General features: G+C 64.5%; 12 protein-coding genes. 10 read left to right on the top strand and 2 right to left on the bottom strand.

What is annotated here, in order from left to right; genetic code table 11:
* The first annotated feature begins 136 nt into the window (after nucleotides 1-136).
* Nucleotides 137-832 (top strand): TetR/AcrR family transcriptional regulator, encoded by a 696-nt coding sequence (locus JF290_RS18070; protein WP_199026302.1) that lies wholly within the window; start codon nucleotides 137-139, stop codon nucleotides 830-832.
* 142 nt (nucleotides 833-974) lie between these two features.
* Here JF290_RS18070 and JF290_RS18075 read toward each other — a convergent pair whose 3' ends face one another.
* Together JF290_RS18075 and JF290_RS18080 are read right to left on the bottom strand one after the other, a co-directional pair.
* Nucleotides 975-1,691, bottom strand: a complete 717-nt coding sequence (locus JF290_RS18075) for a response regulator transcription factor (protein WP_199026303.1) — start codon at nucleotides 1,689-1,691, stop codon at nucleotides 975-977.
* Nucleotides 1,688-2,866 carry a sensor histidine kinase gene (locus JF290_RS18080; RefSeq protein ID WP_199026304.1) on the bottom strand — a complete coding sequence of 393 codons (1,179 nt, stop codon included), beginning with the start codon at nucleotides 2,864-2,866 and terminating at the stop codon, nucleotides 1,688-1,690. The genes JF290_RS18075 and JF290_RS18080 overlap by 4 nt, the downstream gene beginning before the upstream one ends.
* A 215-nt stretch (nucleotides 2,867-3,081) precedes the next feature.
* On the opposite strand from JF290_RS18080, the gene JF290_RS18085 reads away from it, so the two are divergent.
* The 9 genes from JF290_RS18085 (at nucleotide 3,082) to JF290_RS18125 (ending at nucleotide 14,208) form a co-directional block, all read left to right on the top strand.
* Nucleotides 3,082-4,107, top strand: coding sequence for an ABC transporter substrate-binding protein (locus JF290_RS18085; protein WP_199026305.1), 1,026 nt, complete (start codon nucleotides 3,082-3,084; stop codon nucleotides 4,105-4,107).
* A gap of 75 nt (nucleotides 4,108-4,182) precedes the next feature.
* Complete coding sequence (locus JF290_RS18090; protein ID WP_199026306.1) at nucleotides 4,183-5,607, top strand: sugar ABC transporter ATP-binding protein; 1,425 nt, start codon at nucleotides 4,183-4,185, stop codon at nucleotides 5,605-5,607.
* The gene (locus tag JF290_RS18095) at nucleotides 5,604-6,533 is read left to right on the top strand and encodes an ABC transporter permease (protein WP_199026307.1); all 930 of its coding nucleotides are present in this window, start codon (nucleotides 5,604-5,606) and stop codon (nucleotides 6,531-6,533) included. Before JF290_RS18090 ends, JF290_RS18095 begins: the two co-directional genes overlap by 4 nt.
* Nucleotides 6,530-7,465 carry an ABC transporter permease gene (locus JF290_RS18100; RefSeq protein ID WP_199026308.1) on the top strand — a complete coding sequence of 312 codons (936 nt, stop codon included), beginning with the start codon at nucleotides 6,530-6,532 and terminating at the stop codon, nucleotides 7,463-7,465. The genes JF290_RS18095 and JF290_RS18100 overlap by 4 nt, the downstream gene beginning before the upstream one ends.
* Nucleotides 7,462-8,448, top strand: a complete 987-nt coding sequence (locus JF290_RS18105; RefSeq protein ID WP_199026309.1) for an SMP-30/gluconolactonase/LRE family protein — start codon at nucleotides 7,462-7,464, stop codon at nucleotides 8,446-8,448. Before JF290_RS18100 ends, JF290_RS18105 begins: the two co-directional genes overlap by 4 nt.
* A gap of 137 nt (nucleotides 8,449-8,585) precedes the next feature.
* Nucleotides 8,586-9,293, top strand: coding sequence for an ABC transporter ATP-binding protein (locus JF290_RS18110; RefSeq protein WP_199026310.1), 708 nt, complete (start codon nucleotides 8,586-8,588; stop codon nucleotides 9,291-9,293).
* Nucleotides 9,290-11,653: an ABC transporter permease gene (locus JF290_RS18115; RefSeq protein WP_199026311.1), complete on the top strand. Its 2,364-nt coding sequence runs from the start codon at nucleotides 9,290-9,292 to the stop codon at nucleotides 11,651-11,653. The genes JF290_RS18110 and JF290_RS18115 overlap by 4 nt, the downstream gene beginning before the upstream one ends.
* A gap of 3 nt (nucleotides 11,654-11,656) precedes the next feature.
* Entirely contained in the window at nucleotides 11,657-12,892 is a 1,236-nt protein-coding gene (locus JF290_RS18120; protein ID WP_199026312.1) for an efflux RND transporter periplasmic adaptor subunit, read from the top strand.
* 173 nt (nucleotides 12,893-13,065) lie between these two features.
* Nucleotides 13,066-14,208: a BamA/TamA family outer membrane protein gene (locus JF290_RS18125; protein WP_199026313.1), complete on the top strand. Its 1,143-nt coding sequence runs from the start codon at nucleotides 13,066-13,068 to the stop codon at nucleotides 14,206-14,208.
* Nucleotides 14,209-14,540: the final 332 nt, after the last annotated feature.

Genomic DNA, 14,540 nt, shown 5'->3' on the forward strand with positions numbered 1-14,540 from the left:
GACGAAAGGACGGCACGACGACCTCCGGGCAGGTTGCATCCGCTTGACCGGCGGACGGATTATCGACCCCATTAAGGAAACTGGCCAGTTTTGTAAAGTTCGGATAGTATACCGCCGATAACCGGGAAAGACTGACATGACGAGAGTGCATACCTCGCAGGGCCAGGCCGCAGACTGCGATGGAGAAGTGACGCGCCGGCGCGGCCGGCCGGTGCAGATGGAAGCGGCCGAACGCGAGGCGCTGGTGCTGGACAGCGCGATCGAGCTGTTGTCCCGGCATGGTCCCGACGACGTGACCATGGCCGACATCGCCCGGCACGCGGGCATGTCAAAGCGCACGCTCTATGCGCTGTACGGGAACCGCGAAGAACTGCTCGGCGCAGGACTGAAGCGTATGAGCCAAACGCTTTTTCGCCCGCTGCAGCCCGAGGAACACGGGGCGTCACTGGAGGAACGTCTGCGGATCCTGCTGACCCTGAACCCCACGATGGAAAACCCCGCTGTCCCGCTCGAAATGCTGCGGATCGTCATTGCCGAAGCGCGCAAGCGTCCCGAGATGGCCCGAAGCCTCAGCCGCAAGGGGCCCGGCCATGTGGTCGAGATGCTGAGCAGCGAGTTGTCGCGCGGCGTTCAATCCGGCGAGATCGCGATTCCCGAAGACGATGTACCCGCCGCTGCCGAGTTGCTGGTCGACATGGTCGTGGGCAACACCATTGCCGACCTGCTCGACCCCGATAGGGTGCTACGCCGCCCCGAGGAACGCGCCGCGCGCAGGGATCAGGCGATCCACATTTTCCTGAACGGCGTGCGCCCCCGCCGCGACGGGGAGTGAGCCGGGAGCAAAAAGCAAAGCCGGGCTGCGCCCGAAGTATCGTGGCCCCCGTTCGCAGGAAACGCCGGAAGTCGATCTAGCCGCTCCAGTTCCATGCCTTGGGGGCCTGGCGCTGCATAGGGTACCGAAGGCAACGGGCGTTTCACATGCGTCCGGCGAGCCAGGCCTCGAGATCCCGTTGAGCCGCGTCGAGTGTTTCGATATTCAGCGTCCGCGTTGCCAGCGCGCGGTTCAGGGTGCGCACCCGCTTGTTCAACGTCAGCCGTTCATCCAGATCGGAATGCACTTCGAGCTTCTCGTAGAGCGACAGCAGACGGTTCTGCACCGTCCTCAGCGACATCCCGCGACGCTCGGCGATCAGCCGGTCCTGCAAACCCAGCGCCAGGTCCAACAGCACCGCGAATTCACTGTCGTCCAGCCGCGTGCGCGGCGCGGTGCCGCGTTTCTGAAGCCGGTGGATCTCGCGATCGACCATGATCTGCCCCTCGACCAGCACCGCGCGCAACGCCAGCTTCAACCGGTCGCGCGAGGCGGTCTTGAGAATGTAGCCATAGGCGCTGTCATCGGGCACAATTGCCGCGATGCCACGCAGATAGGCCTCGTCGGCATAGTTCGACCAGAACAGGATGCGGCTCTGCGGACGTTCCGCCCAGATCGTGCGCGCCGCTTCGATCCCGTTGCGACGATCCATCTGCAAATCCATGACGATGGCCTCGATCCCGCTTTGGCGCGCCTCTTCTTCACCGGCCGCCCCGTCCGCCGCATGAAAGATCTCGGTCACGTCCGGCAGGGCCTCGGCCAAGGCATCCTGCAGGAAGCTGGCGTGAAACTGGTCGTCCTCGACAAGCAGCACCTTCATGCCGCGCCCTCAAGCATCACGCACACGGTGCAGCCACCTTCGTTGCGTATATCGAGCTCGGCCGAGATCAGCCGCGCGCGGGTCCTCATATGTGCGAGCCCCGAGGTGCGTTGCGGGTCGGACGGCAAACCACGGCCGTCATCCCGGACCGTCATCATCAGTCCCGTCTTTGCCCAAGCGGTGACCCGCACCGTGATCCGGCGGGCGCCGGAATGGCGCGCGGCATTGTTGATGGCTTCCTGCGCGATGCGGAACAGGGCCGTCCGCTCCGTGGCGGCAAGCCGGTCCGGCGCGCCATCCGTTTCGTCGACCACTTCGACCTGGATCGGCTGTGCGCCGACTGCACGTTCCAGATGCACCCGTATCGCGTGCGCGAAGCCGAACAGGTCGAGCAATGTCGGCAAGGCGGTGTCAATGATGCGGCGGAGATCGTCGATGATCTCGGTAATCCTGCCGGACAGGTCCACCCGCCCGGGTCCGGCCGGATCCGAGACCTCGCGCAGGAGGCGCGTCAGATCAGCCAGTGTCTGGTCGTGCAGGTCCATTCCTATGCGCTGGCGTTCCTGCTCCAAGGTCTGCGTCAGTTCGAGCGCGCCGCGGCGCAACCCTTCCTCGCGAGCTTGCGCTTCCTGTCGCACCTGCGTGGCACGCTGTGCCCGCTCGGCGGTGTGCAGCGCGTGGAAATATGGCGACAGGGCATCGGCAACGTGCTGCGCGCGCTGGACCGTGTCCAGATCATAGAGACCGGGCGTGGAATGCGAAATGTTGAGCGTGCCGATCGGGCGCCCCATCACCTTCATCAGCACATGCACGCGCGAACGCAACTTGTGATTGAAGATCGGCTCGGAACAGGCCCCCTTGAACGTCTGGCGCGGGTCCTGCATTGCGTCGCGGCACAACATGAAATCGCATGTCCCGGTGATCAGGTCGCGGATCGGCGAGACATCGACCCTTGTGCGCGCCCGAGACCAGCGCGTGCGGATGCCGACCTCGTAACTCGACAGCCAGCCCGCCCGATCCTTCAGGCACAGGTCGGCATGGGTGAAGGGGATGACCTCTGCAATCTCGTCCGCAACTGCCGCCAGAGCCGAGGCGATATCCGTGCGCTCGGCGAGATGCGCCGAGATCCGCAAGAAGGCGTCTTGGCTCACCGGGCTGGCAAGGGCGTCGGTCATGGTCTCCTCCCGTCGCGCACTGCGCGTCCCCGCAAGTGTTGCAAGCAAATCCGCCAAAGGAAACACCGCAAACCGCAAATCCGTTGCGGAAACTCGCAACAGCTCTGCGGATCGATGCCTTTACAGCTCCATGATGCAACCGCATCATTCCGCCATCCCCGTCCTTGCCGGACCGGGTCACAGCGCGGGCTATCCGCGCGAAAGGGAGGAACAACATGGCGATTTCCAAGATGCTGCTGGTGACGGCAGGACTTGTAATGGCCGGCGGGCTGGCGCAGGCCGAGTCCAAATTGGCCGACACTTCCGACAAGCGTATCGCGCTGTCCAACAACTATGCCGGAAATTCGTGGCGGCAGGCGATGCTGCAAACCTGGGAAGACGTGGCCGGTCAGGCCGTGGCGGATGGCGTGGTCGCGGCGGCCGATGCCTATACAACGTCCGAGAACCAGGCGACGGAACAGGCGGCGCAGATCCAGAACATGATCTTGCAGGGCTATGACGCGATCGTGCTGAACGCCGCCTCGCCCACCGCCCTGAATGGCGCGGTCAAGGAAGCCTGCGACGCCGGCCTGACTGTCGTCAGCTTCGACGGCATCGTGACCGAGCCGTGCGCCTGGCGGATCGCGGTCGACTTCGCCGCGATGGGCAAGGAGGAGGTCGACTACCTCGCCTCGCGCCTGCCGGAGGGCGGCAATCTTCTCGAGATCCGTGGCCTCGCCGGCGTCTTCGTAGATGACGAGATCTCGAAGGGCATCCACGCGGGTGTGGACGAACACGATCAGTTCACCATTGTGGGCTCTGTCCATGGCGACTGGGCGCAGGACGTGGCGCAGAAAGCGGTCGCGGGCATTCTGCCCTCATTGCCCGAGATCGTCGGTGTCGTGACGCAAGGTGGCGATGGCTATGGGGCGGCGCAAGCCTTCAAGGCTGCCGGGCGCGACACTCCTCTGATCGTGCTGGGCAACCGCCAGGACGAACTTCAATGGTGGGCCGAGCAGCGCGATGCCAACGGATATGAAACGCTGTCGCTGTCGATCGCACCGGGCGTCGCCTCGCTGGCCTTCTGGGTGGCGCAACAGGTGCTGGCGGGCGCGCAAGTGCCGAAGGACCTGACGGTGCCCTTCCTGAAGATCACACAGGACACGCTGGACGAGGCACTGGCCAGCACACCCGAAGGCTCGGTCGCCAACGTCACCTATGCGCTGGAAGACGCGCAACAGGTGATCGCGGACGCCAAGTGATCAGACTTGGGCGGGCTGCCGGTTGCGGCAGCCCGTGTCTTTCCTGTCCCTGAGTTGTTGCAAGATGGAACGCGCATGACGGACCATGACAGCGCGCCCCTCGTGGTGCTGACGGAGGCGGCGCGTCATTTCGGGCCCGTCCGCGCGCTCGACGGAGTCAGCCTTTCGGTCGCGCCGGGTGATTGCATCGGGCTGGTGGGCCACAATGGGGCCGGCAAGTCGACGCTGGTCAACTTGATCAATGGCAGCCTCGCCGCGTCATCCGGCGAGGTGCAGTTCGACCGTGGCGACGGCGCACATGCGGCGGGGGTGCGCTCGGTCTTTCAGGAATTGTCGCTCTGCCCCAACCTGACCGTGGCCGAGAACCTGCGCATTTCGCACCGCGCGTTGAAGACGACCGGCTGGCGACGCCAGGCACGGGTCGAGATCCGGGCCAGCCTCGACGCGATATTCCCGGGCCACGGTATCGACCCGGATGCGGAGGTCGACACGCTGTCGATCGCCGAACGGCAGATGGTCGAGATCGCCATCGGCTTTGCGCCGCGCGGCACCGAGGCGCGACTAGTCATCCTCGACGAGCCGACCTCTTCGCTGGATGCCGGCATCGCCGACCAGTTGCTGGCACATGTCCGCAGCTTTTGCGCGACGGGGGGCACGGTAATCTTCATCTCGCACATGCTGGGCGAAGTGTTCAAGGTCGCCACCCGCATCGTCGTTCTGAAAGACGGCAAGGTTGTGGCCGAACGACCCGCCGGCGGTTTCACCCGGCAAGGGCTGGTCGATGCGATGGGCCACGTTGCCGCCGAAACCACAGAAACCGGCGAGACCGCACGCGAATTCGGCTCAGAGGTTGTGCGCACGGAACAAGGGTTGAGCGCGCGCAGGGGCGAGATCGTCGGCCTGTCGGGCCTTGCGGGCCACGGCCAAGCCGCGGCGCTGGCCCGGCTCTACCTGGCGCGGTCGTCCTCGTGGCGGGCCGGGCGGCACCCCGAGGTGGTCTTCGTCGCGGGCGACCGGCAGCGCGACGGCGTGCTGCCGCTCTGGTCGATCCTCCGCAACATCACGGTGTCCATCCTTCCACAACGCTCGCGGCACGGGATCGTCAACCGCGCCGCCGAGGCCGACACCGCGCGGGAATGGAAGACACGCATCGGTATCCGCACAAAGGACGTGACCAACCCGGTCCTTTCGCTGTCCGGCGGAAACCAGCAGAAAGTGCTGTTCGCGCGGGCACTGGCCTCACCTGCACCGATCGTCATCATGGACGATCCGATGCGCGGAGTGGACGTGGGCACCAAGCAGGATGTCTACGCGATGATCCGCGCCGAAGCCGCGCGCGGACGCACGTTCCTGTGGTATTCTACCGAGACCGAGGAAGTCTGCCATTGCGACCGGGTCTTCGTGTTCCGCAACCACGCGATCGCCGCCGAACTGACCGGCGCCGAGATCACCGAGGAGAAGATCCTTGAGGCCTCCTTCGAAATGCAGGAGGCCTCATGAGCCTCCTCACCCGTCACAGGATCATTCTGCCCGTCGTGTCTCTGGCACTGCTGCTGGCCGCGACCTTCTACATGCAGCCCCGCGCGATGAGCTATTTTGGTCTGAACCTGCTGTTCAACCTCGCCGTGCCGATCGCGCTGGCGACGATCGCGCAGATGATGATCATCATGGTGAACGACATCGACCTGTCGCTGGGCGCTTTCGTGAGCCTCTCGGCCTGCGTCACGGCCACGTTTCTCAATGACACACCGGGGATCGGATTGCTGATCCTGCTGGCGCTGATCCTGTCCTATGCGCTGATGGGAGCGGTGATCCACGCACTCGACCTGCCCGCAATCGTGGTGACGCTGGGCATGTCCTTCGTCTGGGGCGGACTCGCCCTATTCATCCTGCCGTCTCCCGGCGGGGCTTCGCCCGGCTGGCTGCGTACCCTGATGACGGTCAAACCGCCCTTCGCGCCGATGGCCGTGGTGGCCGCCATCGTCATCGCCGCCGTCACGCACCTTTTGATCATGCGCTCGGGCATCGGTACGGTGCTGCGCGGCGTCGGCGGCAACGCGCGTTCGGTCGCGCGGGCGGGCTGGTCGGTGCTGAAACTCAAGGCGCTGGCCTACGGGCTGGCCGGCCTGTTCGGCGTGCTGGCAGGAATGGCGCTGGTCGGTCTGGCCACATCGGCCGACGCCAATATCGCGCTGCGCTACACGCTCTTGTCCATCGCCGGCGTGATCCTTGGCGGGGGCGAATTCACCGGCGGCAAGGTCAGCCCGACCGGCGCCGTGATCGGGGCGCTGACCCTGACGCTCGCTGCGAGTTTCCTGTCCTTCCTGCGCCTGTCACCGGATTGGCAGATCGGCGCACAAGGCGCGATCCTGATCCTCGTGCTGACCGCGCGTCTGGTCTTCCGCCAGAAGGGGGCCGAGGCATGACCCCGCTTGCCAGACCCTGGCTCTGGTCCTGGTTGGCTGCAGCGGCGGCGTTTTCCCTGACACTCGGGCTGACTTCAGGTCGCGGCGCTTCGGAACTGGCCTATGCCGCCCTCTCCTTCGGCGCCTTCGCTGCCATCGTCGGACTGGGCCAGATGCTGGTGATCACCTTGGGCCCCGGCAATGTCGATCTATCGATTCCCGCGACCATGACCCTGGCCGCGACGCTGGCCCTGAAAGGCATGAGCAGCGATCCCGGCACGGCGTTCATGGGCCTGGCCATCGCGCTCGCCGTGGGGGTCGGCGCGGGTGCGGCCAACTATGCGTTGATCTTCCTGTTGCGCCTGCCGCCGATCATCGCCACCCTCGCCGCCTCGCTGATCTATCAGAGCCTCGCGATCTGGTCGAACCGCGGGTTGCGCATCAAGCCCCCCGAAGGATTGGCCGATTTCGCAACCGGGCGGGTGCTTGGGCTGCCGAACGTGGCCTGGGTCGGGCTGCTGCTCGCCGTTGCCGTCTGGGTCGTGCTCGAACGCTCGATCTGGGGCCGCTGGCTTCTGGCGACAGGGCAGAACTTGCGCGTGGCGCGGCTGGCCGGAGTACCGGTCGAGCGTGTGCGCGCCACGACTTATGTCGCCGTCGCGGTTTTCGCCTCGCTGGCGGGCTACCTGCTGGCCAGCTTCTCGGGCGGAGCAGCGCTCAACATGGGCCAGGAATACCTGCTGATGTCGATTGCAGTGGTCGTCATCGGCGGCACTTCCATCGCCGGAGGCAATTCGAACGTTCCCGGCGTCTGGGGTGCGGCGCTGTTCATGTTCCTCGTCGTCTCCATGCTCAACAGTTATGGCGCGGGCGCCGGCGTGCGCAATGTGCTGACCGGAGCCATCATCATCTCGATCGTTATCGCCGCCAGCACGAGGAGGGCCCGAACATGATCACGTTGCCACCACACCTGGAAATCCACGATGACCGCTTCGCGGCGCTGGTCCACCCCATGGCACACCTCGAGCGCATCGCCGATGGCTTCACCTGGACCGAGGGGCCGGTTTGGTTCGGCGATCAAAACTGCCTGCTGTTTTCCGATATTCCCAGCCAGCGGATTATGCGCTGGTCCGAAACCGAGGGCGTGTCGATCTATCGCGCCGGATCGGATTTCAACAACGGCAACACCCGTGACCGTCAGGGGCGGCTGGTCGGTTGCCGCCATGGCAAGCGCGACGTGGTGCGCACCGAGATCGACGGAACGCTTACCGTGCTCGCCGACGCCTTTCAGGGAAAACGCCTGAATTCGCCCAATGACGTGGTGGTAAGCTCGGACGGCGCGGTCTGGTTCACCGATCCAACCTACGGCATCATCTCGAGTTTCGAAGGCCATCGCAGTACGCCCGAACAGGCGACACGCAACGTTTATCGCTTGTCTCCCCAAGGCGACCTCGCTGCCGTCATCACCGACTTCGCCCAACCGAACGGCCTGTGCTTCTCACCTGACGAGACGGCGCTGTATGTCGCGGAAAGCGGATCGAGCCATGATGCATCCGTTCTCTCGGTCATCCGTCGTTTCACGGTACTTGGTGATCAGGTGCAGGATGCGGGAATATTTTCGGAGATCGACGCAGGCCTGCCGGACGGGATACGATGCGACGTCGCGGGCAATCTCTGGTCTTCGGCGGCGGACGGCGTTCACTGCTTTGCACCGGATGGAACGCTTCTGGGCAAGATCCTCGTGCCGCAGGTCGTTTCGAACCTCTGCTTCGGCGGGCGCGACGGCCACCGGCTCTTCATCACCGCCACCACGTCAGTCTACCGCGTCTTCGTCGACATCAAGGGTGCGGAACCATGGACACACGGAACACGCCAGTCCGGAAGGACAGGATCGACGCCAACGAACGGCGTGGGGGCCTCCCGGCCGGGCCGCTGATGCACCAGATCGACAGCCATGCGACCGGCAGGAACGCCGAAATCCTCCACAGGGAATAAAAATGATGCCAACCTCATTGTGGTTGCGTGCGATCATGACCGTTGCAAGATGGCGCAATGCAAGGCATCCCGACAAACATGCAACTTCCGGCTTACGCGACGAAGGGCCTGACCAAGGTCTATGGCGAGGGCCGCTCGGCGGTTCACGCGCTGCGCGGCGTCGACCTTGAAATTCCTGCGGGCGAGATCGTCGTTCTTCTCGGGCCATCCGGCTCGGGAAAATCCACGCTTCTGAACATCATCGGCGGGCTGGATCGCGGCACGGCGGGTGAGGTTCTGTTTCGCGATCAACGCCTTCACGAGATGAGCGACGCGGAGCTGACCCGCTACCGGCGCGACCATGTCGGCTTCGTTTTCCAGTTCTACAACCTGATGCCCAGCCTCACCGCGCGCGAGAACGTCGAACTGGTAACCGAAATCGCCGCCGATCCTATGGACCCGGACGAAGCGCTGTCCCTGGTTGGACTGAAGGAGCGCACCGATCACTTTCCCGCCCAGTTGTCCGGCGGCGAGCAACAGCGTGTCGCCATCGCCCGCGCCATCGCCAAGCAACCCGATGTGCTGTTCTGCGACGAACCCACGGGGGCGCTGGACAGCGCGACGGGGCGGTCGGTGCTGAAGGTTCTGGCGGATGTGAACGCGCGGCTCGGCTCGACCGTCTTGATGGTCACGCATGCATCCAGTCAGGCACAGATGGCCGACCGGGTGATCCATTTCGCAGACGGCAACATCGGCGAGATCGTCGAGAACCGAAACAAGCTGACCCCGGAACAGATCGCCTGGTGAGCCCGCTGGATCATAAGCTGCTGCGCGACCTCTGGCGCGTGAAGGGACAGGCTGGCGCGATCGGCGCGGTGATCGCCGTCGGCGTGCTGATGCTGGTCATGATGACCGGTCTCGTCGCTTCGCTTTCGGAAACACGCAACGCGTACTATGACCGTTGCCGCCTTGCCGACATCTTCGCACCCGTCGCCCGCGCGCCGGAGCGATTGGCGAATCGTCTCGCCGAGATTCCCGGAGTGTCCTCGGCGCAGACCCGCGTTGTCGGGCGCGCGCTGATCGACGTGCCGGATCAGACCCTGCCGGTGCAGGCACAGGCGGTGTCGCTGCCCGATCGCGGGCGTCCCGCGCTGAACGACGTGTTCTTGACGGACGGCCGCCTGCCCGCGTCCGGGCGGTCGGACGAAATCCTTCTTCTGCAAAGCTTCGCCACGGCGCATGACCTGCGGCCGGGTGACAGCCTGCGCGCGACGATGAACGGCGCGCGCCGCAGCTTCGACATCGTCGGCCTCGCGCAATCGCCCGAATTCCTATACACCACCGCACCCGGTGAACTGGTGCCGGACGATGCGCGCTTTGGCGTGATCTGGATGGGCCGCTCTGGCCTCGCCGCCGCCTACGACATGGCTGGCGCGTTCAACGAGGTGCTGATCGGCCTCGCGCGGGACGCATCCGAGAATGCGGTGCTGGATGAGGTCGATCGCGTGCTTGCACCCTATGGCGGCTCGGGCGCCTATCCGTTGGCGGACCAGTTGTCGAACCGCTTCGTGTCCGAGGAAATCTCGGGGCTGGAAGCCGCGACCGTCGGCGTGCCGCCGATCTTCCTCGCGGTCGCGGCCTTCCTGCTCTACATCGTCATCGGCCGAATGGTGCAGTCCGAGCGCCAGGAGATCGGGCTGATGAAAGCGTTCGGATACACGAACGCCGAGGTCGGCGGGCATTACTTCAAACTGATCCTCGCCATAGCGACGGGCGGGGCCCTTGCCGGATGCCTTGGCGGGATCGCGGCGGGGCGGGCGCTGATTTCGGTTTATACGGACTACTACAAGTTTCCTTTCCTCGTCTTTCAACTCGATCCGGCGTCATTCGCGACAGGAGTGGCGGTCAGCATCCTGTCCGCCTCCGCGGGGGGCCTTCTGGTCCTGCGCCGCGTCTTTGCCTTGACGCCTGCGACCGCGATGTCCCCACCGACCCCGCCCAATTTCACCCGAACGGGCCGTATCGGCCTCAGCCTCAACCGCTTTCTCGACCAGCCGTCCCGCATGGTGCTGCGCCGCCTGACGCGCCAGCCCGTGCGCATGGCCGGATCTGTCATCGGGATCGCCTCGGGCATGGCGTTGTCGGTCGCCATGATCACGATCTATGCCGGTTTTGACCGGACGATCGATCTCACCTTCTCGGTCGTCGACCGCAGCGATGTCAGCGTCAGTTTCACGCATCCGATCAGCGACAAGACGCTCTTTGAACTGGTGCGTCTGTCGGGCGTGCAACGCGCGGAACCGGTCCGCAACGTCGGCGTCGTGCTGCGCCATGGCCTGAAAAGCCATCGCGGCGTACTGATCGGGCTGCCGGCTGCGCCGGAGCTCAACCGGGCGCTTGACGCCGATCTCGTGCCGATCCCCCTGCCCGCCCACGGCGTCGTTCTGTCCGATGTGCTGGCCGACATGCTCGGGGTCTCGCCCGGCGACACGCTGGAGGTGGACGTGCGCGAAGGACGCCAGCCGCTGCTCGAACTTCCCGTGGCCGGAACAGCGCGGACACTTCTCGGGTCGCCCGCCTACATGGACATGGAGGCGCTGAACCGTGCCTTGCGCGAGCCGAGGCGCATTTCCGGCGCCTACCTGAACATCGACGCGGCCCAGTCCGACAGGATCTATGCAGCACTCCAGAACATGCCGACGGTTGCGGGCGTCAGCGTCAAATCGCAAGCGCGCGACGCCTTCGTCGCGCTGATGAACCAGGGCGCAGGCGCGATCCGCTACGTGATGGGTGCCATCGCCTTCGTCATCACCTTCGGCATCGTCTACAATGCCGCCCGCATCGCGCTAGCCGAACGCTCCCGCGATCTGGCCAGCCTGCGCGTGATCGGCTTCAGCCGGGCCGAGGCCGCCTTCGTCCTGCTCGGCGAACTTGCCGTGGTGACCGTGATCGCGCTGCCGGTGGGCGCGCTTCTGGGCTATTATCTGTCCTTCGGCATCGCCGCGGGCTTCTCAACCGATCTATACCAGATTCCGGCCATTTTCGACCCAGTCAGTTATGGTCAGGCCACGCTTGTCGTTGTTTGCGCGGCCCTCATCTCCGGATGGCTGGTCAAACGCGACCTCGACAGGGCCGATCTGGTCGAAGCCCTCAAGGCACGGGAATAGGACATGGCAAAAGCAAGAAAACGGTCTCGTCTGATCCTCACCGCCGTCGTTGTCCTTGTGCTCGGGAGTATCTTGGCGGCGGCGTTCTGGCCCCGCCCCGTGATGGTCGACCTCGGCGCGGTGACACGCGGTTCGATGATGGTCACCATCGACGAGGAAGGCCGCACCCGGGTGGCCGAAGCCTATGTTGTTTCGACCCCGGTCGCCGGACGCCTGCAGCGCGTTCAGGTCGATCCCGGCGATCCGGTGGTGCGGGGTGAGACCGTCGTGGCGCATATGCTGCCCATCAACCCCGCGGCGCTGGACGTGCGCACGCGCGAGCAGGCGCAGGCGGTCGTGCGGGCTGCAGAGGCGGCCCTGCGGGTCGCCCGCGCCGATCTGAACGGTGCCATTGCAAACCGCGACCTGGCCGAGACCGAATTGACACGCGCGCGCCAGTTGAGAGAGCGACAGATCGCAAGCGAAGCGGCTTTTGATCGGGCCCAGCAGAATTTCCGGATCGCCGAGGCTGCGGTCGAGACAGCCGAGGCCGCGATTTCGGTGCGCGAGGCAGACCTTGCGAACGCGCGCGCCCAACTGATCGGCTTTGACGACCAGGGGCTTGCCGCGGCCATCGGAAACGCGGGAAGCGATGACATCCCGCTCTACGCCCCTGCCGACGGGCGAATCCTTCGGATCATCCAGCAGAGCGAGACAACACTGCCGGCCGGCGCACCTATCATGGAAATCGGCGATATAGACGGCTCGCTCGAGGTGGTTGTCGACCTGATTTCGTCGGACGCGGTGCAGGTCGAAGTGGGTGATCCGGTTGTCATCGAAGATTGGGGCGGACCGCAAGCGCTCGACGGGCAGGTGCGCCGGATCGATCCATTCGGCATCACCGAGTATTCCGCGCTCGGGGTCGAGGAACAACGCGTTCCCGTCACCATTGCGTTGACCGGACAGGCGGAGCAGCGGCGGGCCTTGGGCCATGGCTATCGCGTCGAGGCGCGCATCGTGATCTGGAGGAGCGAGGATGCCCTGCGCGTTCCGGCAAGCGCCCTCTTTCGAACCGGCAGTGATTGGTCTGTTTTCGTGGCGCAGAATGGGACTGCCGCCCTGCGCGTTGTCCGGATCGGCCGCAACAACGGCGTCGTCGCCGAAGTGCTCGAGGGTCTGTCGGAAGGCGAACGAGTGATCCTCTATCCCTCGGCCGCCATCGCAGACGGACTCGCAGTCGCCGAGCGCATTGTGCAATAGGTCATGGCGTCCGCCGGGCGCCTCGGTCAACGGACACTCCCCTGACGGATTGATGCCGGAGCGCGAAGAAGTCTATTGGCGCTAGAAGGTAAGCTGCTATCGTTGCGCTCAACCAATCGGGTGCCGGTGCAATGGGGCCAGCGGCACTCAACGGATCTGGAACCGCAACGCGAATGGCTGCAAAACCGAAATCACGCGCAACGCGCAGACCCGGACTCCCTGAACTTTCCGGTCCCGCGATCGTTCTGGGGCTGATCCTTCTGGCGTTTGCCGGGGAGGCGCAAGCCCAGGACGCTGCGACTGAAGACACTGGCGCGGCCGATCCACCGCAGGCCGAGAACAAAACCGGCTTTGGCGCGGGGTCCTTCGTGGCGGTCCCAATTCCCGTGAACAATCCCACCTTCGGTACCGGCGTCGTTCTGGGCGGCGGCTATCTCTTCAAGGCCGACGAAAAATCCGACACCAGCTTCATCGGCGGCGGAGTCTTCGGAGCCAACGAAGGAAGCCGCGCGGGTGCGCTTGGCGGCAGTTTTTCGTTTGCCGACAAACGCTACAACGGCTTCGGATTTCTCGCTGCAGCCGACCTCAGCTACGAACTCTTCATCCTTGGTCAGCCCGTGCGCATCGAACAGGACGGGGCGGCCGTCCAGGGCGAATTCCGGTACGGCTTCACGGAAACCCTGTCTGCCGGGCTTTCGCTCCGCTATGTCGAGAGCCGGCTTTCCGGCATCAATGGAACGGACCTTCCCGAGCAAATCCAGGATATTTCGGACTTGTCGATCGCAACTGTCGGGGTCGTGGGACAATGGGACACCCGCGACGATACCTTCTATCCGACGACAGGCGGTCTTCTTGATCTGGAACTGACCTATAACGAAACTTCCGGGGTTCAGAACCTGACCTACACGCGGTCGATCATCGGCTACGATCATTTCTGGTCGCTGGGCGAGCGGTCGGTGATTGGAGCCCGCCTGGCAGGATGTGCCGTGCAGGATCGGGCCCCCTTTTACGAAACATGCCTGCTGGGCTCCGAGATTCGCGGGTTTTCCCTGTTCGAGTTCTACGGCGACCAGATGGTCACCGCACAGGCAGAGTACCGTGGGCGCATCAACGAACGCTTCGGCTACGTCGCGTTTGCGGGGGTGGGCGATGTCCGGCGCAATTTCCTCTCGTTTGACAGCGGGACCCGCTATGCCGGGGGCATCGGCGGGCGCTATCGTGTGTCCAAGGAGTTCGACCTCGACGTCTCGCTCGATCTCACCCTCAATGACAAGAACGAAAGTTTTGTGTATTTCTACGTCGGTCAGTCTTTCTGAACGGCACGACGTGCCCCAGTCGGTTGGAACCGGCGTGTAGAGAGTAGAAACACGCAGGAGCATGGGGAACGTTTGATTTTGAACCCAGTCTCCAGAGAGAGGGCCGAACGCGCAGGCTCAAATGCCTCCCGTCTTGTCACCGGGAAACGTCGGAACAATCCTTCTGACGTGACACATCAGGGGCTTTCCCAATGGACGACACGCAGACCCCCGCCCGACTCGGGGTTTAGCGGGCAGATTGACGTGTCACGTTGCGTGTGGTCCTCAAAATCACGTTTGAAAGACCTGCGCAGAGGGTCGATACTCGAAATCCAGGGCCGCCGTGCGGTTTC

Source organism: Sedimentitalea arenosa (assembly GCF_016428585.1).
Taxonomy (GTDB): Bacteria; Pseudomonadota; Alphaproteobacteria; order Rhodobacterales; family Rhodobacteraceae; genus Sedimentitalea; species Sedimentitalea arenosa.

Excerpts from the sequence above, each read along its gene's own strand:
- JF290_RS18070 (WP_199026302.1), top strand. The coding sequence starts at position 137 with ATGACGAGAGTGCATACCTCGCAGGGCCAGGCCGCAGACTGCGATGGA.
- JF290_RS18075 (WP_199026303.1), bottom strand. The coding sequence starts at position 1,691 with ATGAAGGTGCTGCTTGTCGAGGACGACCAGTTTCACGCCAGCTTCCTG.
- JF290_RS18080 (WP_199026304.1), bottom strand. The coding sequence starts at position 2,866 with ATGACCGACGCCCTTGCCAGCCCGGTGAGCCAAGACGCCTTCTTGCGG.
- JF290_RS18085 (WP_199026305.1), top strand. The coding sequence starts at position 3,082 with ATGGCGATTTCCAAGATGCTGCTGGTGACGGCAGGACTTGTAATGGCC.
- JF290_RS18090 (WP_199026306.1), top strand. The coding sequence starts at position 4,183 with ATGACGGACCATGACAGCGCGCCCCTCGTGGTGCTGACGGAGGCGGCG.
- JF290_RS18095 (WP_199026307.1), top strand. The coding sequence starts at position 5,604 with ATGAGCCTCCTCACCCGTCACAGGATCATTCTGCCCGTCGTGTCTCTG.
- JF290_RS18100 (WP_199026308.1), top strand. The coding sequence starts at position 6,530 with ATGACCCCGCTTGCCAGACCCTGGCTCTGGTCCTGGTTGGCTGCAGCG.
- JF290_RS18105 (WP_199026309.1), top strand. The coding sequence starts at position 7,462 with ATGATCACGTTGCCACCACACCTGGAAATCCACGATGACCGCTTCGCG.
- JF290_RS18110 (WP_199026310.1), top strand. The coding sequence starts at position 8,586 with ATGCAACTTCCGGCTTACGCGACGAAGGGCCTGACCAAGGTCTATGGC.
- JF290_RS18120 (WP_199026312.1), top strand. The coding sequence starts at position 11,657 with ATGGCAAAAGCAAGAAAACGGTCTCGTCTGATCCTCACCGCCGTCGTT.
- JF290_RS18125 (WP_199026313.1), top strand. The coding sequence starts at position 13,066 with ATGGCTGCAAAACCGAAATCACGCGCAACGCGCAGACCCGGACTCCCT.